Annotated in this window: 22 protein-coding genes; 11 read left to right on the top strand and 11 right to left on the bottom strand. The window is 66.2% G+C overall.

Features of this window, described 5'->3' with window-relative positions; translation table 11 throughout:
- Positions 1-249 precede the first annotated feature (249 nt).
- The 10 genes from RVX_RS06420 to RVX_RS06375 all read right to left on the bottom strand — a co-directional run bounded on the left by RVX_RS06420 (position 250) and on the right by RVX_RS06375 (position 11,156).
- Entirely contained in the window at positions 250-1,878 is a 1,629-nt protein-coding gene (locus RVX_RS06420; RefSeq protein ID WP_116305197.1) for a glycerol-3-phosphate dehydrogenase/oxidase, read from the bottom strand.
- On the bottom strand, positions 1,875-2,837 hold the full coding sequence (locus tag RVX_RS06415; RefSeq protein WP_116305196.1) for a sugar-binding transcriptional regulator: 963 nt from the start codon (positions 2,835-2,837) through the stop codon (positions 1,875-1,877). The genes RVX_RS06420 and RVX_RS06415 overlap by 4 nt, the downstream gene beginning before the upstream one ends.
- A gap of 400 nt (positions 2,838-3,237) precedes the next feature.
- Positions 3,238-3,762 carry a single-stranded DNA-binding protein gene (locus RVX_RS06410; RefSeq protein WP_116305195.1) on the bottom strand — a complete coding sequence of 175 codons (525 nt, stop codon included), beginning with the start codon at positions 3,760-3,762 and terminating at the stop codon, positions 3,238-3,240.
- Positions 3,763-4,073: 311 nt separating this feature from the next.
- Entirely contained in the window at positions 4,074-4,448 is a 375-nt protein-coding gene (locus RVX_RS06405) for a hypothetical protein (protein ID WP_116305194.1), read from the bottom strand.
- 3 nt (positions 4,449-4,451) lie between these two features.
- On the bottom strand, positions 4,452-5,102 hold the full coding sequence (locus RVX_RS06400; protein ID WP_116306416.1) for a biotin attachment protein: 651 nt from the start codon (positions 5,100-5,102) through the stop codon (positions 4,452-4,454).
- A 36-nt stretch (positions 5,103-5,138) separates the two neighbouring features.
- Positions 5,139-7,403 carry an acetyl-CoA carboxylase carboxyl transferase subunit alpha/beta gene (locus RVX_RS06395; protein WP_116305193.1) on the bottom strand — a complete coding sequence of 755 codons (2,265 nt, stop codon included), beginning with the start codon at positions 7,401-7,403 and terminating at the stop codon, positions 5,139-5,141.
- 186 nt (positions 7,404-7,589) lie between these two features.
- Positions 7,590-9,008: a biotin carboxylase N-terminal domain-containing protein gene (locus RVX_RS06390; protein ID WP_007522629.1), complete on the bottom strand. Its 1,419-nt coding sequence runs from the start codon at positions 9,006-9,008 to the stop codon at positions 7,590-7,592.
- A gap of 109 nt (positions 9,009-9,117) precedes the next feature.
- On the bottom strand, positions 9,118-9,633 hold the full coding sequence (locus RVX_RS06385) for a PilZ domain-containing protein (protein ID WP_116305192.1): 516 nt from the start codon (positions 9,631-9,633) through the stop codon (positions 9,118-9,120).
- A 43-nt stretch (positions 9,634-9,676) separates the two neighbouring features.
- Entirely contained in the window at positions 9,677-10,411 is a 735-nt protein-coding gene (locus tag RVX_RS06380) for an OmpA/MotB family protein (protein ID WP_116305191.1), read from the bottom strand.
- A complete protein-coding gene (locus RVX_RS06375; RefSeq protein ID WP_116305190.1) occupies positions 10,401-11,156 on the bottom strand; it encodes a motility protein A in 756 nt (251 codons plus the stop codon). Before RVX_RS06375 ends, RVX_RS06380 begins: the two co-directional genes overlap by 11 nt.
- 138 nt (positions 11,157-11,294) lie before the next feature.
- Between RVX_RS06375 and RVX_RS06370 the strand changes: the two genes are divergently transcribed.
- The 9 genes from RVX_RS06370 to RVX_RS06330 all read left to right on the top strand — a co-directional run bounded on the left by RVX_RS06370 (position 11,295) and on the right by RVX_RS06330 (position 19,391).
- Positions 11,295-12,152 carry a purine-nucleoside phosphorylase gene (locus RVX_RS06370; RefSeq protein ID WP_116305189.1) on the top strand — a complete coding sequence of 286 codons (858 nt, stop codon included), beginning with the start codon at positions 11,295-11,297 and terminating at the stop codon, positions 12,150-12,152.
- An 813-nt stretch (positions 12,153-12,965) separates the two neighbouring features.
- Positions 12,966-13,199, top strand: coding sequence for a thioredoxin family protein (locus RVX_RS06365; RefSeq protein WP_007522637.1), 234 nt, complete (start codon positions 12,966-12,968; stop codon positions 13,197-13,199).
- A 9-nt stretch (positions 13,200-13,208) separates the two neighbouring features.
- Positions 13,209-13,613 carry a putative zinc-binding protein gene (locus tag RVX_RS06360; RefSeq protein WP_116305188.1) on the top strand — a complete coding sequence of 135 codons (405 nt, stop codon included), beginning with the start codon at positions 13,209-13,211 and terminating at the stop codon, positions 13,611-13,613.
- Positions 13,610-14,032 carry a DUF2703 domain-containing protein gene (locus RVX_RS06355; RefSeq protein ID WP_116305187.1) on the top strand — a complete coding sequence of 141 codons (423 nt, stop codon included), beginning with the start codon at positions 13,610-13,612 and terminating at the stop codon, positions 14,030-14,032. Before RVX_RS06360 ends, RVX_RS06355 begins: the two co-directional genes overlap by 4 nt.
- A 219-nt stretch (positions 14,033-14,251) precedes the next feature.
- Positions 14,252-14,521 (top strand): thioredoxin family protein, encoded by a 270-nt coding sequence (locus tag RVX_RS06350; protein ID WP_371682095.1) that lies wholly within the window; start codon positions 14,252-14,254, stop codon positions 14,519-14,521.
- 23 nt (positions 14,522-14,544) lie between these two features.
- Positions 14,545-15,255 (top strand): cytochrome c biogenesis CcdA family protein, encoded by a 711-nt coding sequence (locus RVX_RS06345; RefSeq protein WP_116306414.1) that lies wholly within the window; start codon positions 14,545-14,547, stop codon positions 15,253-15,255.
- Positions 15,256-15,290: 35 nt separating this feature from the next.
- On the top strand, positions 15,291-16,592 hold the full coding sequence (locus RVX_RS06340; protein WP_116305185.1) for a permease: 1,302 nt from the start codon (positions 15,291-15,293) through the stop codon (positions 16,590-16,592).
- A 291-nt stretch (positions 16,593-16,883) separates the two neighbouring features.
- Positions 16,884-18,722: a translational GTPase TypA gene (gene typA / locus RVX_RS06335; protein WP_116305184.1), complete on the top strand. Its 1,839-nt coding sequence runs from the start codon at positions 16,884-16,886 to the stop codon at positions 18,720-18,722.
- 303 nt (positions 18,723-19,025) lie between these two features.
- Positions 19,026-19,391, top strand: a complete 366-nt coding sequence (locus RVX_RS06330) for a hypothetical protein (protein WP_116305183.1) — start codon at positions 19,026-19,028, stop codon at positions 19,389-19,391.
- A 227-nt stretch (positions 19,392-19,618) separates the two neighbouring features.
- On the opposite strand, the gene RVX_RS06325 is transcribed toward RVX_RS06330, so the two are convergent.
- On the bottom strand, positions 19,619-20,614 hold the full coding sequence (locus RVX_RS06325) for a YheT family hydrolase (RefSeq protein ID WP_116305182.1): 996 nt from the start codon (positions 20,612-20,614) through the stop codon (positions 19,619-19,621).
- A gap of 284 nt (positions 20,615-20,898) precedes the next feature.
- Here RVX_RS06325 and RVX_RS06320 point away from each other — a divergent pair, with 284 nt between their 5' ends.
- Both RVX_RS06320 and RVX_RS06315 read left to right on the top strand, forming a co-directional pair.
- Positions 20,899-22,167 (top strand): NAD(P)/FAD-dependent oxidoreductase, encoded by a 1,269-nt coding sequence (locus tag RVX_RS06320; RefSeq protein ID WP_116305181.1) that lies wholly within the window; start codon positions 20,899-20,901, stop codon positions 22,165-22,167.
- 296 nt (positions 22,168-22,463) lie between these two features.
- Positions 22,464-23,849: a hemolysin family protein gene (locus RVX_RS06315; RefSeq protein WP_116305180.1), complete on the top strand. Its 1,386-nt coding sequence runs from the start codon at positions 22,464-22,466 to the stop codon at positions 23,847-23,849.
- The last annotated feature ends 43 nt before the right edge of the window (positions 23,850-23,892 follow it).

Below are 23,892 nucleotides of genomic sequence, written 5' to 3'. Positions count from 1 at the left end.
GGCGGCTTGAACGCCACATCCCTCCTTGCGACTCGCCAGGCCTGCACCAACCCGGTGAATCCGTTGACGGTTCAAATCCATCATGCGCGGCGGGCCAGGCTGCCTCGCGCCATGTTCCGGGCAACCGCCCGGAAGTTCTGCCTGGCATGGCGCGGTGACTGTCCCGTGGCGACCCTTGCGCCGCACGCATCTTCCGTATCACGGGGACGGGGCGCGCCGTGTGACGCCCCCCGCCCCGCGTGGCAAACCTCAATCCCTGGGCGCGCGCCACCTTGCAAGATAGGCTTCAAGGTATTGCAGTTCCGCGTCGGTGCGGGCCGCATCCCAGCCGAGTTCGGCGGCCATGACGCGCGCCACGCCGGGCGCGGCCTGCAGCGTGTGCTCCACGTCCAGCAGGCCCATGGGCAGGCGGCGCACCAGCACGTCCACCAGGCGCATGGCCAGTTCGTTGCGCACGATGAAGGCCACTTCGGCCATGATGTGCGGGTGGTCGGGGTGCACCCGGTCGCCCAGGTTCTCGTCCCGCGCGATGGTCAGCACCTGGCCGGTCTCGTCGCCGTAGGTTCCGTGCAGCGCCTTGGCCAGTTCCACCGGCACGCCGAATTCGCGGGCGATTTCCGTGTGGCCGCCGGGGATGAACCCGCGCGCGCCGACAACCTTCAGATGGCGGGTCACGCAGGGGCGCGTCAGGTTCAGGCCGAAGGCCACGTCGGCGCGGTCCACGGTGTCCTGGGCCATCATGCGGTAGCTGGTCCACTTGCCGCCCGCGATGGTCAAGAGCCCGGCGGGCGAAACCTCGATGACGTGGGTGCGGGCCAGTTCCTGGGTGCTGCCCTTGCCGGGCGCGAACACCAGCGGCCGCAGCCCGCTCCACACCGCGCGCACGTCGCCGCGCGTGACCGGGCGCGACAGGTACTTGCTGGCGTAGCGCAGCAGGTAGTCGATGTCGGCCACGTCGGGCACGGGATCGTGCTCGGGGTTGGCGTGCTCGTCGGTGGTGCCGAAGACCACGTGGTTCTGCCACGGGATCATGAACAGCACGCGGCCGTCCTCGGTCTTGGGAATCATCAGCGACAGGTCCGGCGGGGTGAAGCCCGCCTCGAGCACGATGTGTATGCCCGAGCTGACCTTGAGGATCTCGTCCGCGCCGGGGTCGTCCATGCGGCGCACGGTGTCGGCCATGGGGCCGGTGGCGTTGATGATGCCCCTGGCGCGCAGGGTCCACGTTTCACCGGTCAGCATGTCGCGCAGTTCCGCGCCGCGCAGCCGCCCGCCTTCCTTGATCAGGTGCGTGACTTCCACGTGGTTGCAGCAGGTGCCGCCGTGGGCGTTGGCGGTGCGGGCCAGGGCCACGGCCATGCGCGCGTCGTTGAACTGGCCGTCCCAGTAGGTGACGGCGGCCTTGTAGTCGCCCATGCGCAGGGTGGGGAACATGCGTTCCGCCGCCCGCTTGCCCACGAACTTGCTGTGGCCAAGGCCAAGGCGGCCAGCCAGCAGGTCGTACAGGGTAAGCCCGGCAAACATGTAGCCCGCGTCCTTCCAGGTGGGCACGGGCGTCAGCAGGCGCACCGCGTGGGCCAGATGGGGGGCGTTGGCCAGCAGAAAGCCGCGTTCGCGCAGTCCTTCACGCACCAGGCCGAACTGTTCGCGGTCGCATTGCAGCACCGCCTTTTCCAGGTAGCGCACCCCGCCGTGCACCAGTTTGGTGCTGCGGCTGCTGGTGCCCTGCGCGAAATCGGCCCGATCGACCAGCGCGACGTCCAGCCCGCGCGTTGCCGCATCCACGGCCACGCCGCAACCGGTAGCCCCGCCGCCGATCACCAGAAGATCGAATTCGCGGCCGGACTTCAGTCGTTCCAGCAACCCTGACCTGTTCATGCATCTCCTCCATGTTCCCGATCGAGCAGGCGCAGCGCGGTGCCCTCGTCCGTGACCAGCACGTTGACGAAGCCGCCGGTAAGCGCCGCCCTTATGATCGCAGTCTTGTTCTCGCCGCCCGCGGCGGCGATGGTCATTGGTATGGAGCGCACCTCGTCGAGGCTGGGCCCCATGAAACAGGCGTTCATGGGGTGGTCGACGGGCACGCCGGATGCGTCGACGAAGGTGCCGAACACCTCGCCGACGGCGGTGGTGCGCTGCAACGAACGCACGTCATCCTGGGTTATGGCGCCGAGCACCACGTTGGTGGCGTCGGTGGCAAGCTGGCCTATGCCTATGAGGGCCACGTCCACCCGCACCGCCCGCGCGTACACGGAGCGAAACAGCTCCTGCGACTTCAGCAGGCGGCACGATTCCGGGCTGGGGGCGAACATGGGCGCGGCAATGTAGTAGGTCTGCGCGGCGGACAGCCGCCGGGCGAAGGTGGCGACTATTTCGTAGGGATTGATCACCACGCTGTAGGGCAGGCCGCCATACAGGGAGACCACGGTAAGCCCCTGGGCGGGTTTGCGCGGCACGGCGGTGGCGGCTGCGGCAACGGTGGTGCCCCAGCCGAGGCCCAATGAGCAACCATCGCGCAGCACCCCGGTAAGGTACTGGGCGGCAGCGTGGCCAAGGTTGCGGTTGAGCGATTTCTGCGAAGGGGGCGTGGGGATGACCACGGCGCGGCGCAGGCCGAAGGCGGCCTCCATGCTGCGCTCAAGCTCGTAGCAGACAGCCCGATCGGCGTTGACCAGGATCTGCACATAGCCTTCGTCGCGGCAGACCTGAAGCAGCCTGTTGACCCGAACCCGGCTGATGCCGAGCCAATCGGCCACGTCGGACTGGGTCATGCCCTCGACATAGTAGGCCCATGCTATGCGGCTGAGCAGCCCGCGTTCCATGGGATCGTGCATCATCTGCGTCTCCTGCCGCGCATGGCGGCGGAAGGTGGTACCGCAGACCCTGCGCGCGTTCCCTGCTTCGTGCCCGGAAGCGGTGCGAAACACCGGTTTCCGTCATGGCGCGCGGCCTGCTCGGCACTTTTGTTCACAGAACGTACATATGTCACCTTTCCGCGTCATGGCAACAGAAATCTTGATATGGCGCACAGGATTTTTTTGTCAAAAAAGATCATTCCTCGCAATTTCAAGCAACTAAACAGCCAATTTTCCATCGAAGCACGAAAATAATCACTCCCGCCTTCTGACGTGTGCACATCTTTTTTCTTGCGACATGAGAAAACCCCGACGGCTCGGGTGGAGCCGCCGGGGTGCGCAAGGCAAAGGGGCCGCCCTGCGGCGGCCCCATGCAAACTGGCTAGAACGGCACGTCGTCCATGCCGCTGGCTTCGGAGGGGAAGGCTGGCCCGAGATCCTCGTCCGCGCCGTAGGGATCGCCCTGCGGGGCCTGACGGCGCTGGCCGCCCTGCCCGCCGCCCTGACCACCGGGGCTGGGCTGCTGATAAGACCGGCGGGGAGCGCCGCCGCCTTCGGCGGGCTGGGCGCCCGCACCCTCGCCGCGCCGGTCAAGGAACTGGACGCGCTGGGCCTTGATTTCGGTGGAGTAGCGATCCTGGCCGTTCTGGTCCTGCCACTTGCGGGTTTGCAGGCTGCCCTCGACGAAGACAAGGCTGCCCTTGCCGAGGTAGTTGGCGCAGTTTTCCGCCGCGCGCTGAAAGACCACCACGGTGTGCCACTCCACGCGGTCGACCTTGTTGCCGTCGCGGTCGGTGTACGATTCGTCGGTGGCGATGCGCAGGTTGGCGATGGGGGTGCCGTTCTGGGCGTAGCGCAGTTCGGGGTCGCGGCCGAGACGTCCTATGATCATGACCTTGTTGAGCATGCGTATTTCCTTGCGATGGTCTGCTTTGTATGCGTGGGGGCGGGACGGCATGCGCCATCCCTATGGGGTGATACCGTGGGATGCATTTTGTCGCAACCGTGATGCGCGGCGAAGGCGGGCCGGGGCCATCCCCTGCCCTGCCCGAGCGGGGGCGCACACAACCCGGAATGCCGACTGCTCGCCCCATCTGCTTACCCTACCCCACAACTGAAAAGTTTGTGGGAGGGGAAGGGGTCGGGGGAAGGGGAGGGCACTTTTCAAAGTGTCCTCCCCTTCCCCCGTTATCTTTTCCGCCTTTTCAGGCTTTATCTCTACTTCGCCTTCACCATGGCCTTTTCGGCCTGATCCAGGGCTTCTTCCAGTTCATCGGTGATGCGGTTGGCGGTGCGGGCGTCCCATTCGGCGAGGGCAGCGTCCAGCTTGTCGCGCAGGGCCACGATGGCGGGCACGCGATCGGCCAGGGCGTCGCGCACGGGGGCGTCCCACCCGGCAAAGCGCAGCCCGTCGTCAAGGGCCTGCACCAATTCCAGCACGCCGCGCCGGTCGGCCGGGCCCAGCACCTGCCCGGCCACGGGCCGGACGAAGGGCTCGGGCCAGACAAGGGCCACGAGCAGCGGCCAGGCCTTTTCCACGTCCTCGTCGCGGTAGGTGGAAGCCCACACGCGCACCTGCAACACCTTGCCCATGGCTTACTCCCGTTCTTCCCACTCGGTCTGCACGCGGGCCACCACGTCCTCAATGAGCGACAGCTGGTCCGGCGGGCACACGCCGATGAGGGGCTGGCCCGCATCGACGTTCTCGTTGTGCTGAAAGTACACGGCGTAGATGACGCCGCTGGGGCCGGAATAGGCCAGAGAGGCCTCGCGCTTCATGCGCGACATGATGAACAGGTCCATGCCCTCGTGCAGCGAGACGGAGCGCGGGCCGGAGGCCTTGACCTTCTTGTCCACGTCGGGCGCGAAGTAGTACTTGGCGCGCTCCGGCGCGACGAAGAGGTGCAGGGCCTTCTTCAGGATGATGGCCAGCACCTCGTCCTTGGACAGGAAATGGCGCAGGCGCACCAGGGGGGTGCCCGCCTCCACGAAGGTGCCTTCCAGGTGGCGCAGCACTTCCTTGACCTCGCCCTTTTCCACGGCGTGGATGGGCTTCTGGTTGCGCTCGCGCTCGATGGTGGCGAGCAGCGTGCCCTTCTTTTCCTTCCACGTGCCGGAAGGCCCGATGACCCGGGCGCCTTCGCGCACGTCGGCGAACGTGACCACGCCGGTATGCGGCGCGGTGACGACGATCTCCTCGTAGGGAGACGCCTTTATCTCATCCAGCAATTGCGTGATGTCGAACACGGATGTCACCTGTTCCTTGCTGCTGCGGCGCGCGGGCTACCGGTAGTAGAGGTTGCGGCCGCCCATGGTCAGAAGGGCCTGCTTCAGGTTGGCGCGCGCGTCGCGGCGGTCCCAGATGCCCTGGATGTGCCCGCGCGACAGGGCCCGGTAGGCCCGGTGGTAGTCCGGCGGGATGTCCACGCCCGTGGTCTCCTTGATGACGCCCGGCCCGGCGAAGCCGATGTTGGCCGAACGGATGGAGAACTGGTAGGGCGAGCAGCCGAGGAAACTGGCCAGCGGACCGGCGTACGAGTTGGTGTCGTACAGCACCAGGTACAGGCCCCCGGCCTCTATGTAGCGGCGCACGGCCATGGTGCAGCGGGGCATCTGGATGACGCCGTTGGTGCCTTCCTGAATGCGGATGCCGGCGGTGCCGTGCACGTAGGCAAGGAAGGGATAGCGCTTCTTCTTGGCGCGCTCGGCGGCCTGGACGAACTTTTCGCCCTCGGCCGCGCCCACGGAACCGCCCCGGAACGGGGCCACCAGCATGGCCACCACCAGCTTCACGTTGTCGATGCGCGCCTCGAAGGTGACGCAGCCGCTCTTGAGGCCGGTCTGCTTCTTGGCTTGCTCCAGCTTGACGTCAAAGCCCTCGAAACCAAGCGGATTGCCCGCCTCGATCTCGGCGTTGAACTCGAAGATGGAGCCTTCATCGAACACGTTGTGCAGGTACCACTGGTATTCCATGGGAAAGTGGTGGCCGCAGTAGGTGCACACCCCGGCGAATTCGCCGAACAGGTCGGGGGCCCACAGATCGAGGCAGCCGTGGCTGCCCGCGTTGGGGCAGGTGATGGCGCGGTCTTCCTTGGCGCGGGGGCTGACGTAGCTCCAGTTGCCGTTGCGTTGGCCTTCCTCGTCCCAGTCGGACAGGGTGGTCAGCTCGCGCTCGGTCTGCTCGCTGCTCTGGCACGCGCCGCCGGGCAGCGCGCAGGTGATCTTGCGCCACGGGGCGGCCACCTTTTCCATCAGCACCTGTGCTTCGGCCTCCACCTCTTCCACGAGGTAGGCGATCTTCTGCTGGTGCTTACGCAGCAGGTCGTACTTGAAGTAGGAGTAGATGTCCCACCAGGCGTCCCAGCCCATGTTGGACAGCTTGCGCAGCACGGGGCGCCTGTCGCGCGCGGCGTTGCGGGCCAGGCGATTGAACTTGCGGTGGCGGCGGTTGACCAGCCGGTCCTTGGCGGACGACGACAGGCTCCAGCGCACGTACATGTTGTCGAGGTCCATGGTTTCGGCCTTGCCGCGACGGCGGCGCAGCACCATGGCCCGGAACGGGGCAAAGCCCTTCACGCCCAGGATCACCTCGTCCGTGGCGCGGATGATCTCCTGGCGCAGGCCCCGGAAGAAGTCGTAGTGGTACGGGCGCGCGCCGAGGGGCGGTTCCGTCACCACATGGTCGACGTAGCCCATGCGCAGGTTGTCTTCGGCCGTGATGCGCAGTTGCTGGGCGCACTTTTCGATCAGTTCCGGCGCGGCGCGCTGCCCGTGGCGCAGGCGGCCCTCGATGGCCGCCGCCCCTTCGGGCGAGATGACCGAATAGTACCCGTGCGAAAGCATCAGGCGGCGGTCGGAAAGGCCGATGGCCTCTGCCCCGCCGGAGCCGCCTTCCGAAAACACGGCGATGACCGGCACGCGCAGGCCCGCCATTTCATACAGGTTGCGGGCAATCTGCTGGGCCGCGCCGGGGTAGTCCTCCACCGGGTAGGAGCCAGGCGTGAACACGTAGGTGTGGATGGGGATGCCTTCGGTTTCGGCGACCTTCATGTACTGAAGGGCCTTGGCGTTGCCCCACGGCTTCACCGAGCCGCCGTTGCGGAATTCCTCTCCGTGGCCCTTTTCCTGCCCGATGACCAGAACCGGCTGGTTGATGGTCTTCTTGCCGCTGCGCCGGGTGATGTAGGCGCGGGCGATGAGCATGGAAGGATCGATGGAGTGTTCGTCCTTGCCGCCGATTTCGGTGTAGTTGTCGTAGACGTTTTCCAGGATGTCGCGCAGGCAGATGCGCTGCGGGTGCCGCACGATGCGCACCTTGTCCATGGGTGTCAGCTCGGCTTCCAGCTTGCGCTCCACGAAGTCGAACAGGTCTTCCAGGGTGGTCAGCGCCGCGTTTTCGTCGCTGATGGAGCCTTCCGACAGCCGCAGGTTGAATTCCTGCAACTTCGACTCGAGGAGCGCGATGTTTTCGTTGTGCTTGCCGCCGAAAACATCGCGGATGTAGCCAAGGCGTTCGGCGAGGTGCTGCGTTCTCTTTTCGGTATCCATATGTCGCTTTCCCGCAGTTCCGGCGGGGTCGGGTAGCATGCTTGGCGGTGGACGTTCGCGCGCCGGTGCCGTGGCGGGCGAAGGCTGCCGCGTGTCCGCCGGTATGGATGGCGGACGGCGATGGCCGGGGCCGGGCCGCGCCTTCCAGACAGACTGGAAAGCGACGTGACCCTTGGAAGGTACCCTTTAGAACTTGAGGATGCGCCCGGTGTTGTCCCGCAGGAACCGGACGTTGGAACGCAGCGGCTCGCCCGCGTTGTTGGCGCCTTCCAGCACCAGCGTGTCAAGGAATTCGACACCGCGTTCCCTGGCTTCCGCAAGGTCCTTGCCCCAGATGATGGCCAGCGCCAGGTTGGGGTCGAACTCGGTGGGGATGTCGTAGGGGTCGTCGCTGGGCACGTGGGTATGCATGGCCAGCCAGGGGCGCTCGGGCCAGCCGAAGCCGTCCACGCGGCCCACCCACGGGGTGAAGCGGTTGTCCGGGTCTTCGGCGATGAGGCGGTATTCGATGCCCACGCCCTCGAAGGTGATGTCCTCCTGCCCGTAGCCCAGCGGTTCGCCAAGGCCGATGCGGATCTGCTCGGCGATGATATCCACGCCCTTCTGCCCGCGCACGCGGGCGATGGTGGCCGACACGCCGTTCTCCACCTGGATGCGGGTGTTCACTTCCATCAGGAAGGGGCGGCCGTCGCGGGTGACGATCCATTCCCAGGTACCTACGTTATCGTAGCCAACCTTGCGCGCCATGGCCAGCGAGTGCTGGGTTATGTCGCGCAGCACCTGCGCGGCGTCGAAACCGTACTCGATGGACGAAGGATCGAAACCGGGGGCGATCTCGATGCGCTTCTGCAGGCCCGTGGACTGGATGGAGCAGTTGCGGGTGCCGAAATGCACGGGGTTGCGCCCGCTGCGGTCGGACACCACCTGCACTTCCAGGTGGTTGAAGTCGCGGATGCGCTGCTCGATGAGCACGCCCTCGTCCTTGAACTGGCGCAGGGCGTAGTTGCGAATGCGCCGGTACACCGAGCGGAAGAGGTCGATGTCGTACACCTCTTCGATGCCCATGCCGCCGCCGCCCGCCGATGCCTTGACCAGCACCAGCGGCTTGCGGATGCCCTGCTGTTCCTGGAATTCGAACAGGCTCTGGGCCACCTTTTCCGCTTCCATCTCGTCGTAGATGGGCCGGTCGGAACCGGGCACGGTGGGCACGCCCAGGCTGCGCGCGAGGCGCTTGGTATTGATCTTGTCGCCCAGCTCGCGAATCACCCGCCACGAAGGGCCGATGAAGATGAGCTTTCTGTCGCGCTGGGACACGCGGCGGGCAAAGCGATAGTCTTCGGCAAAAAAGCCGTAGCCCGGATGCACGGCGGTGGCGCCCGCATCGTCGGCTACGGCCATCAGTTCGTTGGCGTCATGATAGGAGGATACGCGGTAGAGGCTCTTGTCGCCCCCCAGTTCGCGGGCGATGCGCACATGGCCCGACGCGGCGTCCTCCGCCGTGTACACGCACGTGAAAGCCAGGCCCAGCTTGCGGCAGGCCTGAACGATGCGAATGGCGATTTCCCCTCTGTTCGCCACCAGCACCTTGTGGTCTTTCGTCTGCACCAATGTCCCTCGATATGGTTGTACATGTTCAAAGGCCGCACAACATCGCCACCGCGACGCACGAACATCGCGGGCCACAACGCGGGCACCCTCATGCCCGCGCGGACCGTCAGACGTCCAGTTCCGTCCCGGCGGCGCTGTCCACCGTGATCACGGTGGCGCTGCCCGCATTGGCGGGTGCGCCGGGGGCATCCCCGTTCATCCGGGGTTGCCCGGCGGCCTGCGCATCACGTTTTTCGGATTCCGCCTTGCGCTGGGCGATAATCCGCTTCTGGACCTCAAGCACCAGCTTGTCCAGGCGCGATTCCTGCCAGAAATCCAGCGCGGTGAATTCGCAGCCCACCAGGCCGTCGTTCACCCGCCGCGCAACCCTTGCGGGCAGCGCCGGAATGTAGGGCCTGTTCTGGATCAGCAGATCGAGCTTGAGGACCTCCCCTTCCGTGAAGGCGTGGCCGGCGGCATGCATGGCAATGCCCACCGCGCTCACGTTCTCTACGGGGAACGTGCCGTCCTTCCCCGCCACGCGTGCCTCGAGACCGGGCACCGACGTGCGGTAGGCCCGACGTTCGCCCTCGTGGTCCGAAGGCAGCGTGAAGTCGAAATCGTCGAATTCGTCGTGTGTCATCGCCATCCCCGCTGCCACCCCCGGATTGTGAAGCCCCCCGGCATCATTTGGTCACCCGGCGTTCCAGCATGAATTCCACGCGCCGGTTGCGCGCACGGTTTTCTTCCGTGGTGTTCGGGAACAGGGGGTCTAACTCACCAAGCCCGGTGGCTGTCAACCGCTTGGAGTCGATGCCCGCTTTCAGGAAATAGCGTAATACGCTCACCGCGCGCAACGAAGAAAGTTCCCAATTATCCCGGAATCTTGAGGTTTGACTAGGCCGTGAGTCGTCCGTAAACCCCCGGATATTAATGGACTGGTCCTTCTTGCGCACGAACAGATCGGCCAGCGGTTTCAGGTAGCGCTCGGCCTGGGGGCTCAGGTCCGTCTCGCCGGGGGCGAACATGACTTCCGCGGGAATGCGCAGGGTTATGACGCCCTCGTCGAACACCGAACCGATAACGCCCTCTACCCCTTGCTTGTTGAAGTAGGTGCGCATTTCCGAATAGGTGTTGCGCTGGGCCTCGATGATCTGGCGTTGCAGCCGCACCGATTCAAGCAGCGCGCTCGTGTCCTCGCTGCGCACGGACGAGGTGGCAAGTTCCTTGTCCTTGCCGCCGAACACCGTGCGCACGGCGTCGAACGTCTCGGTTATCTTGGTCTTGTCGATGGTGGACAGGGCGAAGAGCAGAATGAAGAAACACAGCAGCAGCATGGAAACGTCGGCAAGTGTGGCCAGCCATTCGGTCGGCGGCTCGTCCTCTTCGACTTCCATGTCCAGTTCGTCGTCATCGGCCATCCTTGCGCTCCTTGGGCGGCAGGAACGAGGAAAGCTTCTCGTACACCAGCCTGGGGTTGTTGTTTTCAAGGATGCACTTGGCCCCCTCGAAAATGATCAGCAGGTGCAGTTCCTCCTGCATGCTGCGCGCCTTCAGCTTGCCCGCGATGGGCAGGAACAGCAGGTTCGAGAGCAGCGCCCCGTAGAAGGTGGTGATGATGGCGACAGCCATGGACGGGCCGATGGACGAGGGGTCGTTGAGCGTGGCGAGCATCTGCACGAGGCCGATGAGCGTACCGATCATGCCGAACGCCGGGGCGTAGCCGCCCAGCCGGTTGAACACGCTGATGGACACGTTGTGCCGCCGCTTCATGGAGGCGATTTCGATGGCCACGGTGCCCCGGATAAGCCCGGGGTCTGCGTTGTCGGCAATGAGTTGACAGGCCTTCTTGATCAGGGCGTTCTCGGTCTGCACGTTCTCAAGGGCGATGAGCCCTTCGCGGCGGCTTATCTCGGCGATGCGGACCATGGTGTTCACCACGTCCTGCGCCTGCACCCGCTTGGAGCCGAACGCCTTGAAGCCGCCCCGCACCGCCTGCAGCACCTCTTCCAGCGGAAAGGTGACCAGGATGGACGCGCCGGTGCCCCCGAACACGATCATCACGCTGGCGATGTCGAAAAACTTCCCCGGCTCGGGACCCATCATGATGGCCCCGACAACCAGGCCGAAGCCCGTGAGCACCCCGAAAAAAGTTGCTATATCCATAGGTTCGGCCTAATATCCTGCCTGTTCGCTGTGCTGCGCCGCCGGTTCCCCCCAATGCGGACGCAGGCAGTGCGGACCGGATTGACCGGTCTGGTGGCCCCCCACCGTTCACGCACAATCAATAATGTCGGTGATCTTATGCAAAACCCGGAAAATGTCCAGAATGCGGCATCCGTTATCGCTTCCACCCTGTCCGAGATGCCCGGCCAGACCGGACAGACCGGTCAGACCGGACACGCCCCCCGCGTGGGGGTTGTGTGCGGCACCGGCCTTGGCGGGCTTGCCGACGCCCTGAGCGCCCCCGTTGCCCTGCCCTACGCGCGGATACCGGGGTTTCCGCAGTCCACGGTGGCCTCTCACGAGGGACGGTTTCTGTTCGGGCGCATCGGCGGGGTAGAGGTGGTGCTGCAACAGGGGCGCTGCCACTTGTATGAAGGCTACGCGCCGGAAGACGTGTGCATGGGCGTGCGGGTGATGGCGGCGCTGGGCGTGGAAACCCTGGTCATCACCAACGCGGCGGGCGCGCTGAACCCGCGTTGGGACGCGGGCGACCTGATGCTGATCGCCGACCACGTCAACTTCACCGGCCGCAGCCCCCTGACCGGGCCCAACCACGACGCCTGGGGGCCGCGCTTTCCGGACATGAGCGCCCCCTATGACGCGGCGCTGGGCCGTATCGCCATGGAAGAGGCGGCGCGCCTTGGCGTGCGGCTGGAGCGCGGGGTGTACGTGGGCGTGCCCGGCCCGCAGATGGAAACCCCGGCGGAAACCCGCATGTACCGCCAGTTGGGGGCCGATGCCGTGGGCATGTCCACGGTGCTGGAAGTGATCGCCGCGCGCCACATGGGGCTGCGGGTGCTGGGCATTTCGTGCCTGACCAACAAGAACCTGCCGGACTGCATGAAGGAAGCCCCGCTGGAGGAAGTGATCCGCGTGGCCAATGAGGCCGGGGACAAGTTGACCCGGCTGGTGGCGGCGGTGGTGGAGAGGGTGTAGGGGGGAGGTTGGAAGAGAAGTGCGCTCCACTGTTGGTGGAGCGCGCATTCTGCTTTTCATGACGGGATGTGCTGCAGGCAATCTCGGACACATCCGTAAAGACGGATTTCTCGCATGCCCGACAGACCGCCCCGTTAAGGTTTTCCAAAGTACGGCCAAGGCGATTACTCAAGGGCGCCACATGCAAACCCGCCCTCTCCCCCTTGCTTGGGCACACGTGCAACGCTTTGGGCAGATGCTGCCTTGTTCCTTGCCCTGTTCCGTACGTTTTTGTCAGGTGTGCTGCGCTTCCGGGTAACAAAAAAATCCACCTTGTTTCAGCGTTTCCGCCTATCCCGCCCATCGGCCTGTCTTTTGGTTGACAATCCGCACCCCCGTGCTTGTGGGTAAAAGGCGCACCCACCGCCTCCCATGATCGCGCACCGCAGAGGGTGCCTGCCGTTCGTTCAATGCCGACAAGACCCCGCTTACTCTGAATCCTTCCGAAATAATTCATTAAAAGCAGCAAAGCCTCCGCACTGCCCAGCTATTTTGCTGGACATTCGGCAAAATGTGAGCATCTATTTACTTGGCAATTTTGCCAAATAGAGTAATGATGCGGTTGCCTTGAAATTGAGGCAGCCGGGGAGGTTCAGCAGGGCCTGTTTCTGGAGCCATAACCTCGCGGGAGGTCGCAGGGGATGGCTGCGGCGGCGCTGGGTCGGTGCACGGACGCCACCCGCGGCATTCAAGACGTGGGCATGTGCAGATGTGCCTTGGACATGCCCGATTGCAGTTCAGATTTTCGTTAGTTCACAACACATTGGAGGAACAATGCTGATCAAGATTCTCGGGCCGGGGTGCCCCAAGTGCAAAGAGGCGGAAAAGGTTGTGCGCGAGGCAGTGCAGGAGGCGGGGGTAGCCGCCGACGTGGAGAAGGTGTCCGACATCAAGGACATCACCATGCACGGCGTTTTCACCACGCCAGCCGTGGTCATTGATGGCGAGGTCAAGTGCGTGGGCAAGGTGCCCTCGAAAAAAGACGTCTTGTCCTGGCTGGGCAGGTAGGAGGCGACCATGAGCGGTTGTTGCGGCAATGCGGGTGAAGTCATGATCCTGGCCTGTTCCGGCGGGTCCAACGTCGGGCAGATCACCAACCAGGCCGCCGTGGAACTCACGCGCGAAGGACACGGCAAGATGTTCTGCCTCGCGGGCATCGGGGCGCAATTGCAGGGGTTCGTGAAGTCGGCGCAGGATACGTCGCGCATCGTCGTGCTCGATGGCTGTCCCGTTGGGTGCGCCAGGAAGATCATGGAGAATGCCCAGGTGTCCGGCTGGGAATACCTTGTCCTGACGGACCTTGGCATCGAAAAGGTCAAGGACCGCGAACTGGCCATCCCCGTCGGTCTGGTGGAGCAGGCAAAGGCCGCCGTGCGTGCGCTGCACCCCGCCACCCCGAGCGGTACCGGGTGCTGTGCATGAGCGCGGAGGCGCGGGCCATGGTCGTGGAGTGGCGGCACCTCGACGTGCAGGGCCAGACCTGCGACCGGTGCCGCGACACCGGGGCAGAACTGCGGAGTGCCATCAAGGCGCTCTCCGCGGAATTCGCCGGAGACGGCGTGCACATAGAGTACCGGGAAACCCGGCTGGACCCCTTCGACATCGCCGCGTCCAACGGCATTCTCGTGGACGGGGTGCCCATAGAACGCCTGCTGCCGGGCGCACGGGTTACCCAAACCTGCTGCGATTCCTGCGGCGAACTGCTCGGCGCGGCCACGGACTGCCGTGCCCTGGAACTGGGTGGCGCTCTGTACGAGACCATTCCGGCGGACGTGATACGTACGGCCCTGCGGACCGCGCTGGCCAACCGCAAGCCCGGCGGCGACGCGCACGGCGGCTAGCATCGGCGGGTGGCGCTGCGTTGGCAGTATGGGGCAGCACTCCCTTTCCGCCAGTGGCCGCCTGACACGCCATGACTTTTTACCATCAAGGGTTCTTCAATGCGGACATCTGATGTGACGCGACATGTGCTGCCAGTTGCCCTGTTGTGTCTGCTTGCACTGGGTGCGGTCGCGTTCCCGGCATATGCCGGAAACGCCGCCCACCCCGCCAAGGGGACGGTGACGGTCATCGACCTGGGGGCCAAGTCGTGCGTCCCGTGCCGGATGATGGCCCCCATCCTGTCGGAATTGAAGGTGGAATATGCGGGCAAGGCCGACGTCGTGTTCATCGACGTATGGGAGAACCCCGACCAATCAGAGGCCTACGGCATCCGGGTCATTCCCACCCAGATATTCTACGACAAGTCCGGGGCCGAGGTGTACCGGCACGAAGGCTTCATGGACAAGGACAGCATCCGGCGCATGCTTGACGTGCTTCTGAAGGGCTGACCGCCGTGTCCGGGGTGTACGGCATGTTCGACCATTTCCTGCTTGCGGTCGCCACGTGGCTTTCCGGCGGGTTCCTTGTGGCCGCGCTGGGCAGCTTTCTCTGGGGGCTGGTGAGCGTGCTGTTCAGCCCGTGCCATCTGGCCTCCATCCCGCTCATCGTCGGCTACGTGGCCGGTCAGGGCCGACTGGTGGAGGGACGGCAGGCGGCAGGCTATGCGGCGCTGTTCACGATTGGGCTGTTCATGACCATAGCCCTCATCGGGGTGGCCTGTACCCTGCTCGGGCGCATGCTTGGCGACGTGGGGCCATACTGGACCATTCCGGTGGGGGCGCTGTTGCTGTGGGTGGCCTTCGGCATGCTGGGCGTTGCCGCCTGCACCATGTCCGGCGGCGGCCTGATTGCAAGGCTGCGGGTGCGCGGGCACGGCGGTGCGTTCGTGCTGGGACTTGCCTACGGGGTGCTTTCCGGCTCGTGCACGTTCGGGTTCATCGCGCCGTTGCTGGCCGTGGTCACGGTGCAGCAGCGGGTGGCCGAAGGCATCGTGCTTGTCGTGCTGTTCGGCCTTGGCCACTGCCTGCCCATCGTGGCGGCGGGCAGTTCCGCCGCGCTGGTGCAGCGGTTGCTGGCTGCCCGCGCCATGCAGCGCGGCAGCGCCTGGTTCCGGCGTCTGGCGGGCATCGCCGTGGGGCTGCTTGGCGGCTATTTCATCATCCGCCCGTTTCTCGATTCGTAACCCGAAACCGACGGCTTTGCCGCCCGGAGGGTATCATGTTCTGGAAGGAGCAATGGAAACCGCTTGCGGTCATGCTGGTTGTTTTCGTGGCCTGCTTCTGGCTGCCCGTGGGCGTGGCCCGGTTTGACGATTCCGTGCTGGAGGCGTTGCACCTGGTCAAGTGGTACGCACAGGAACACGTGCTGCTGTGCCTCGTGCCCGCCTTCTTCATCGCGGGGGCCATTTCCGTCTTCGTCAGCCAGGCCTCGGTGCTGAAGTACCTTGGGCCGCAGGCCAACAAGGCCGTGGCCTATGCCGTGGCCTCCTGCTCCGGCACCATCCTTGCCGTGTGCTCCTGCACCATCCTGCCGCTTTTCGCGGGCATCTACCGGCGCGGGGCAGGGCTGGGGCCTGCCTCGGCTTTCCTGTATTCCGGCCCCGCCATCAACATCCTGGCCATATTCCTCACCGCGCGCATCCTTGGCGCCGAAATCGGCATCGCGCGCGCCGTCGGGGCGGTGCTGTTCAGTGTGGTGATCGGGCTGGCCATGCACTGGATATACCGCAAGGAAGAGACGGAAAAGGCGGAGGGCATGGCGGCCATGCCCATTCCGGAAACACGCCGCACCTTGGGGCAGGATGTCGTGTATTTCGCCTCAATGGTGGGCATTCTCGTGTTCGCCAACTGGGGGCGGCCCGCAGAATCGGAAGGGCTGTGGGCGATGATTTACACGTGGCGTTGGTGGACGGCGGGCGCTTTTGGCCTGTTGCTGGGCATGGCCCTTGTGCGGTGGTTCGACCTGCCCCTCTCACGCGTCGTGGGGGTGGGTGGCGTGGTGGCCATGCTGGCGGGTGCGCTGCCGCATCTGCCGCTGGTTCCTTTCGTAGCGGGCGTGGTGGGCCTTTCGGCCATCATCAGCGTGCGCGAGGACGAAACCGGCGAGTGGTTTCGGGCAAGCTGGGATTTCGCCAAGCAGATACTGCCGCTGTTGCTCTTCGGGGTGCTCGTTTCGGGCATGCTGCTGGGACGTCCCGGCAACGAGGGGCTGATTCCCTCCGCCTGGGTCTCGTCCTCCGTGGGGGGCAACTCCTTCATGGCCAACTTCACCGCCTCGTTCCTGGGGGCATTCATGTACTTCGCCACGCTGACCGAGATTCCCATCGTGCAGGGGCTGCTGGGCAGCGGCATGGGCAAGGGCCCCGCACTGGCCCTGTTGCTGGCTGGCCCCGCGCTGAGCCTGCCCAACATGCTGGTCATCAGGTCGGTCATGGGAACGCAGAAGACGGTGGTCTATGTCTCGCTGGTTATCGTGATGGCGACCCTGACCGGCATCCTGTTCGGTGGGATTGCAGGTTGAAGGCAGCCATTCGAAATGAAAGCCGGTGGCCCGCCACAGCTTTCCTTTATCATTCCAATCCGCCGACACACGCTTGCCACCCGGCCCGCGTAGGTGTATGCATGCCGTCCGCGACATGCCGTGACCGCCTTTGCCAGACCCCTCGCCGGGTCGCCGTGGTCGGGTCCGTCGCCCCGCCCCGCCTCCCCGCCGCATGCGGGAACGCGTCTTCCCCCACAAGCCACCAGCCGCGCCGGGCCAGAGGCCCTGCCCCGCCCGTGGCCGAAGCCCATCCCGCCAGGAGAATTTCCCTTGAGCACCGCAGTGCACAACGACAGGTTGCGCAACGTCGCCATCATCGCCCACGTTGACCACGGCAAGACCACCCTCGTGGACGCCATGTTCCGCCAGAGCGGCGTGTTTCGCGCCGACCAGCAGGTGGACGACCGCGTCATGGACCGCATGGACCTGGAACGCGAGCGCGGCATCACCATCGCCGCCAAGAACTGCGCCGTGTCGTGGCAGGGCGTGAAGATCAACATCATCGACACCCCCGGCCACGCCGACTTCGGCGGCGAGGTGGAGCGCGCCCTGTCCATGGCCAGCGGCGCCATTCTGCTGGTGGACGCCTCGGAAGGCCCCCTGCCCCAGACCCGCTTCGTGCTGCGCAAGACGCTGGAAGCCGGGCTGAAGGTGGTCGTGGTGGTCAACAAGATCGACCGCAAAGACGCCCGCCCGCAGGAAGTGCTGAACGAGATCTACGACCTGTTCATCGACCTGGACGCCAACGAACAGCAGCTGGAATTTCCCGTGCTGTACGCCATCGGCCGCGAGGGCGTGGCCATGCACGGCCTTGAGGACGAGCAGGTGGACCTTGGCCCGCTGTTCGAGACCATCGTCAAGGAAATGCCCGGCCCGGCGTACGACCCGGCGGAACCCTTCCAGATGCTGGTGGCCGACCTTGCCTACTCCGACTACCTCGGCCGCATGGCCGTGGGCCGCGTGTTCCACGGCTCGGTCAAGGCCAAGGACACCCTGGTCTGCATCGACGAGGACGGCAAGGAAAACCCCCTGCGCGTCACCCGCCTGCAGGTCTACGAAGGGCTGCAACTGCGCGACGCCGAAGAGGCCGAACCCGGCGACATCGTGGTGGTGGCGGGCATCGAGAACGTGAAGATCGGCGACACCATCTGCACCCGCGAAGCCCCGCGCGCCCTGCCCCGCATCCGCGTGGACGAGCCCACCGTGGCCATGCGCTTCACCATCAACACCTCGCCGCTGGCCGGTCGCGAAGGCAAGCTGGTGCAGTCCAGCAAGATCCGCGAACGCCTGCTGCGCGAAGCCCTGTCCAACGTGGCCATCCGCGTGGAAGACTCCGAGGAGCGTGACAGCTTCATCGTGAAGGGCCGCGGCGAATTCCAGATGGCCATCCTCATCGAGACCATGCGCCGCGAAGGCTTCGAACTGTGCGTGGGCCGTCCGGAAGTCATCATGCGCGAGAAGGACGGCGAGCGCCTTGAGCCCATCGAGCACCTGTACGTGGACTGCGACGAGGTGTTCATGGGCGTGGTCACCGAAAAGCTGTCCATCCGCAAGGGCCGCATGACCAACTGCGCCAACAACGGCACCGGCCGCGTGCGGCTGGAGTTTTCCGTGCCCTCGCGCGGGCTCATCGGCTACCGCGACGAATTCCTTACCGACACCAAGGGCACCGGCATCATGAACTCGTACCTGGAAGGGTACGAGCCGTATCGCGGCGACTTCCCCACCCGGTTCACCGGTTCGCTGGTGTCCGACCGTGCGGGCAACGCCGTGGCCTACGCCCTGTTCAACCTGGAGCCGCGCGGAGAAATGTTCTGCGTGCCCGGCGACCCGGTGTACGAAGGGCTGATCTGCGGTGAGCACAACCGCGAAAACGACATCGACGTGAACCCCACCAAGGAAAAGAAGCTCACCAACATGCGCGCCTCGGGCAAGGACGAGAACGTCATCCTTACCCCCGTGCGGCCCATGACCCTTGAGCGCGCCCTGCACTTCGTGCGTGAGGACGAAATGGTGGAGGTAACCCCCGTGTCCATCCGCCTGCGCAAGTCCATCCTGGCCGCCCAGAAGCGCTACCAGATGGAAGCCGCCAAAAAGAAGGGCAAGTAGCCGAAGGCAAACGGCAGGGCCGACTCGCGCGGGCAGCCGTGCCGACGCCAGCCGCATCGCAATGCACGGCGGCCGGAATTCGAAAGGGTTCCGGCCGCCTTTGCGTTGTGACCTGCGGCGCGTTGCCGCAAAGGGCACGGGCGCTGCTGCTGCCCGGCGCGGCTGCGTCAGCCAACCGTCCGCCGGTGCGCCACGGGGCTGTCCGGTTTCCGACATTTCAACAGACAACACATGCAATTTCAGCAAAATACGCCAACGGCACGCTTCCTGCTTTTCCGGCTGCAAGCCCAAGGAGGCGCACTCATGAAACAGAACATCATGCGGCAGGCCGCCGAAAACCTGACCACCGAAGACCAGGACATGCTCCGCCGCCTTGGCGAGGCCACCCGCACCGACGGCACCAAGCCCGCGCTGGACATGGACCTGCGGGCAGACCTGTGCGCCGAGATGGCCGAAATGGCCGAGTCTGTGCGCAGCCTGCTGACCCTGCTGAACCGCCACGGCTTTCTGGAAACGCTGCCCGACAAGGCCCACCCCGCCTACCAGTCGGTGATGCGGCGCATCGGGGCCTCCGCCCTGCGCGGCCAGACCCTGCTGGCCCGGTCCGAGGCGCTGGACAAGGACACCCTGCTGGCGGTCATGCCCGAGCACAACAAGCGGCTCAATTAACGCTTCACAGGCGGCCCACCCGCTGCCCCCTGCGGCAGCCTCATTAGCGGCCCGCCACCGTTTCCGCCCCGGAACGCAACGACGACGGAGCGATGCGCATGCATCGTCCCGTCGTCGCGTCGTTTGCGGCAAATGGCGGTTAAGGGCGAAAGGCCGCCCGGCGACGTCTTGCGGCGTCCCGGCTGCATTCCGGCCCGGCTTCTGGCTTCAGTTCCGGCCGCGCCGCCTCACTGCCCGGCCTGCCCCGCGCCCAATCCCGCCAGAAAATCCGCCGCCCGCGCCTCGGACCAGTAGCGGTTGCCGCCGTTCAGCGTCACGAAGCCCACGTGGCCGCCCGCCTTGGGCATTTCCAGATGCAGCGCCGAATTGCGCGCGGCTTCGGCCTCGGGGAAGCAGCCTGGCGACAGGAACGGGTCGTCGCAGGCGTTCACCAGCAGGGTGGGCGCCCGAATGGCGTGCAGCACCGGCAGGCATCCACTGCGCGTCCAGTAGTCCATGGCCGAGGCAAAGCCGTGCAGCGGCGCGGTGAACCGCTCGTCGAACTCGGCGAAGGTGCGCATGGCGTCCAGCCCGGTCAGGTCGAACATGCCGGGGAACAGGGCCGCCTTCTCGCGCATCTTCACCCGCAGCGAGCGCAGAAAGTATTCCATGTAGATGCGGTTGGCCGGGCGGTCCAGCACGGCCGCCGCGCCCACCAGATCGCACGGCACGGAAAAGACCGCCGCCCCGGCCACTTCGGCGGGCACCCGGCCGGGATTCTCGCCCAGGTACTTCAGGGTCTGGTTGCCGCCCATGCTGAAGCCCACCAGCGCGATGCGCCGGTAGCCACGGGCCAGGCAGAATTCCACGGTGGCGTGCAGGTCTTCCGTTTCGCCGCTGTGGTACATGCCCGGCTGGCGGTTGGTTTCGCCGCCGCAGCCCCGAAAGTTGCGGGCCACCACGTCCCAGCCGGTGGCGGCCAGAGCGCTGGCCATGCCCTGCACGTAGCGGCGGCGCGAATTGCCTTCCAGGCCATGCGAGATGACGGCCACGCCCTGAAAGGGGGCGAAGGGGTCGGCGGTGGTCAGGTCGAGGTCGATGAAGTCGCCGTCGGGCAGGGTCAGGCGCTCACGGCGTTGCTCCACCTCCGGGCGGGGGCGGAACAGCACGGGAAAAATGGTCTGCGCGTGCCCGTTGCGCAGAAAGAACGGCGCGCGGTAGCTGGAGGCAAAGGAAACGGGCATGGGGGGCGGTCCTTGGGAGCTTCTCGGGGCGTCTTCCGGGTGGGCATTCCGGGGCGTTTTCAGGCGGAGTATTCCGGGCGCGGATGAACGTGGAATCGCGGCGGGGCGACCATACGGCACCCGGCCAGGGCTGTCGATGGGCGGTTGCGCACCCGCCATGCCGCCCCACCCGCACGCGGGGTGACAAGCGGCCCGCCCTCGGGTAGGAGTGCCGCCACGGGCGCATCCCGCGCCATCCCCAACCTTCTGGCAGCGCCGGGCACCCCCGGCATACCGTACACCACGTGACCAGCACCGCTACCGACGTAATCGCCACCGACGTGATCATACTGGGGGCCGGGGCCTCCGGCCTGTTCTGCGCCATGACCGCCGCCGCGCGCGGCCGCCGCGTGGCGCTGGTGGACCATGCCCGCGCCACCGGGCGCAAGGTGCGCGTCGCCGGGGGCGGCAAGTGCAACTTCACCAACCTGGAAATGCACGCCAGGCACTACGTGGGCGGCAACCCCCATTTTCCCAAGTCGGCCCTGGCCCGTTTCTCCCCGTGGGACATGGTGAGCCTGGTCTCTGAACAGGACATCGCCTGGGAAGAGCGCGAGCACGGCCAGTTGTTCTGCCTGCGTTCTGCCGACGACGTGGCCGACATGCTGGAAGCGCGCTGCCGCAAGGCGGGCTGCCGCTTTCTGCTGGGTCAGCGCATCGAGGACGTGGAGCACGACGGGGACGCCTTCGTGGTGACCATGGCCCCCGCGCAGGCCGCTGCCGCCGATGGAGACGACACCACGCAAGGGGGTACGCCAAGAGGCTCAACTGTCGCCTCCGGCAAGGCCACCCGTCTGCGCGCCGCATCGCTGGTGGTGGCCACGGGCAGCCAGGCCTGGCCGCAAATCGGGGCCACCGACATAGGCCATCGCATCGCCCGGCAGTTCGGGCACAAGGTGACGCCCCCGCGCCCGGTGCTGGTGCCGCTGGTCATGGACCCGCAGTGGCCCTTGCACGGCCTTGCGGGCATCGCCCTGCCCGCCCGCGTGGCCACGGGGGGGGCAGCGTTCACCCTGCCCCTGCTGTTCACTCATCGGGGCATCAGCGGCCCGGCCACGTTGCAGGCATCCTGCTACTGGCATCCCGGCGCGCCGGTGGAAATCGACTTCCTGCCCGGCCAGAACCTTGAAGAACTGCTGCGCGCGCCGGAACACGGCAAGCTGCTGGCCCGCACCCTGCTGGGCCGCCTGCTGCCCGACCGACTGGCGGAGCGGCTGCTGCCGCCGGAGATCGAAAACCGCAAGATAGCGGAACTGTCCAAGGCCGCCCGCGCCGCCCTGCACGCGGCCGTGCACGCCCATGCCGCCGTGCCCGCAGGCACCGAAGGCATGCGCAAGGCGGAGGCCGCAGCAGGCGGCGTGAGCGTGGAGCACATTTCCTCGCGCAGCATGGAAAGCGCGTTGCGGCCCGGCCTGTTCTTTACCGGAGAGGTGCTGGACGTCACCGGGCAGCTTGGCGGCTACAACCTGCACTGGGCCTGGGCCAGCGGCAAGGCAGCCGGAGAGGTGGCGTAGGGGCTGTTTCTAACTCAGAATTTTGAAACAGCCCCTGACCTTTCAACGTTCCTTCCTGCCCATTCCATGGCATTTCCACGAATTTTCCCCCGCGCCCTTGCCTGCGGGCCGCGCGCGTCCTAACATCACGGAATGACACGTGCGCGGTCCGATGATGCAGACCGGACGGACCCGCGCCCCCATTCCACAGGCCCTTCCGGCGGCCACCACCCGCGCCCGGCCCGACTGACCAGACCGGCCAGACCGGCCCGGCTGGCCCACTTGGAGCAACGCGCCCTCGCACCCCCCACACGCTCATGGACGACACAGGCACATCCGGCTCCATCTATTTCGAGGCAGGCGTCATCGTCCTGCTCATCCTGATCAACGGGTTCTTCTCGCTGGCGGAAATGTCGCTGGTGGCCTCGCGCAAGGTGCGCCTGCGCCAGGACGCGGAACGCGGCGACAAGCGTTCGGCCACGGCCCTGCGGCTTTTGCGCGAGCCGGACCGGCTGTTCTCCACCGTGCAGATCGGCATCACCCTGGTGGGCATCCTTACCGGGGCCTATGGTGGGGCGTCGCTTTCGGAGCACCTGGCGGACGCGCTGTCCCGCGTGGACGTGCTGCGCCCCTACAGCGGCCCGCTGGCCTTCGGCCTGGTGATCCTGGCCATCACCTATCTCACGCTGGTGCTGGGCGAACTGGTGCCCAAGCGCATGGCCTTCGGCAACCCCGAGGCATGCGCCCGCCGCACCGCCCCGTTCATGGCCCTGCTGCTGCGCGTGTCCATGCCGCTGGTGCAGTTGCTGAGCGCGTCGTCGCGCGCGGCCTCGCGCCTGCTGCGCCTGCCCGAGGGCGGCGACCGGGCCGTGACGGAAGAAGACATCCGGGGGCTCATCGGCGAGGGCGCGGCGTCGGGCGTGGTGGAACACGCCGAGCGCGACATGCTGGAACGCATCTTCCGGCTGGGCGACCGGCGGGCGGGGTCGCTGATGACCCACCGCTCGCAGGTGGAATGGCTGGACCTGGACATGCCCGACGAGGAAAACATGCTGCGCATCGCGCAGTCGTCCCATTCCTGCTTTCCCGTGGCGCGGGGCGACATCGCCGCCGCCACCGGTGTGCTGAAGGCGCGCGACTTCCTGGCCGCGCGGCTGGCAACCCCGGACATTCCCATGGACGGGTTCATCCGGCAGCCGCTGTACATCCCCGAAACGGCTCGCGCCCTGACCCTGCTGGACCTGTTCCGCCATTCCGAAGGGCTGCCCTTCGCCCTGGTGGTGGACGAATACGGCGAGGTGCAGGGGGTGGTCACCCCCAACGACGTGCTGGAAGCCGTGGTGGGCGAACTGCCCGACGAAAGCGGCGACCCCGACCCGGCGGCCGTGCGCCGCGAGGACGGCAGCTGGCTGCTGGACGGGCTGCTGCCCTTCGACGAGATGTGCTCGCTGGCGGGGCTGGGCGTGCCCGACGAATCGGACGGGACGGACGGACGGGGCGGGCGAGGCGACCGGCCCGGCTCGTACGAGACCCTGGCCGGATTCATGCTGCACCGGCTGGGGCGCATGCCCGCCATGGGCGACGCCCTGCGCTGGCGCGGCCACCGCTTCGAGATCGTGGACATGGACGGCCGCCGCATCGACCGCGTGCTGGTGACCCCCGATCCCGAGCGCGCCGACGACGTGGGCGACGACGCGCCGTAGGTGACGGTCTGCCCACCCCGTGCGCGGCCCCTGCCCCTCTTGC

The sequence above is a fragment of the Nitratidesulfovibrio sp. HK-II genome (assembly GCF_003402415.2).
In the GTDB taxonomy this organism is placed as follows: domain Bacteria; phylum Desulfobacterota; class Desulfovibrionia; order Desulfovibrionales; family Desulfovibrionaceae; genus Cupidesulfovibrio.
Note: the sequence above shows the minus strand (reverse complement) of the source record. Positions and strands in the feature narration are given on the sequence as shown.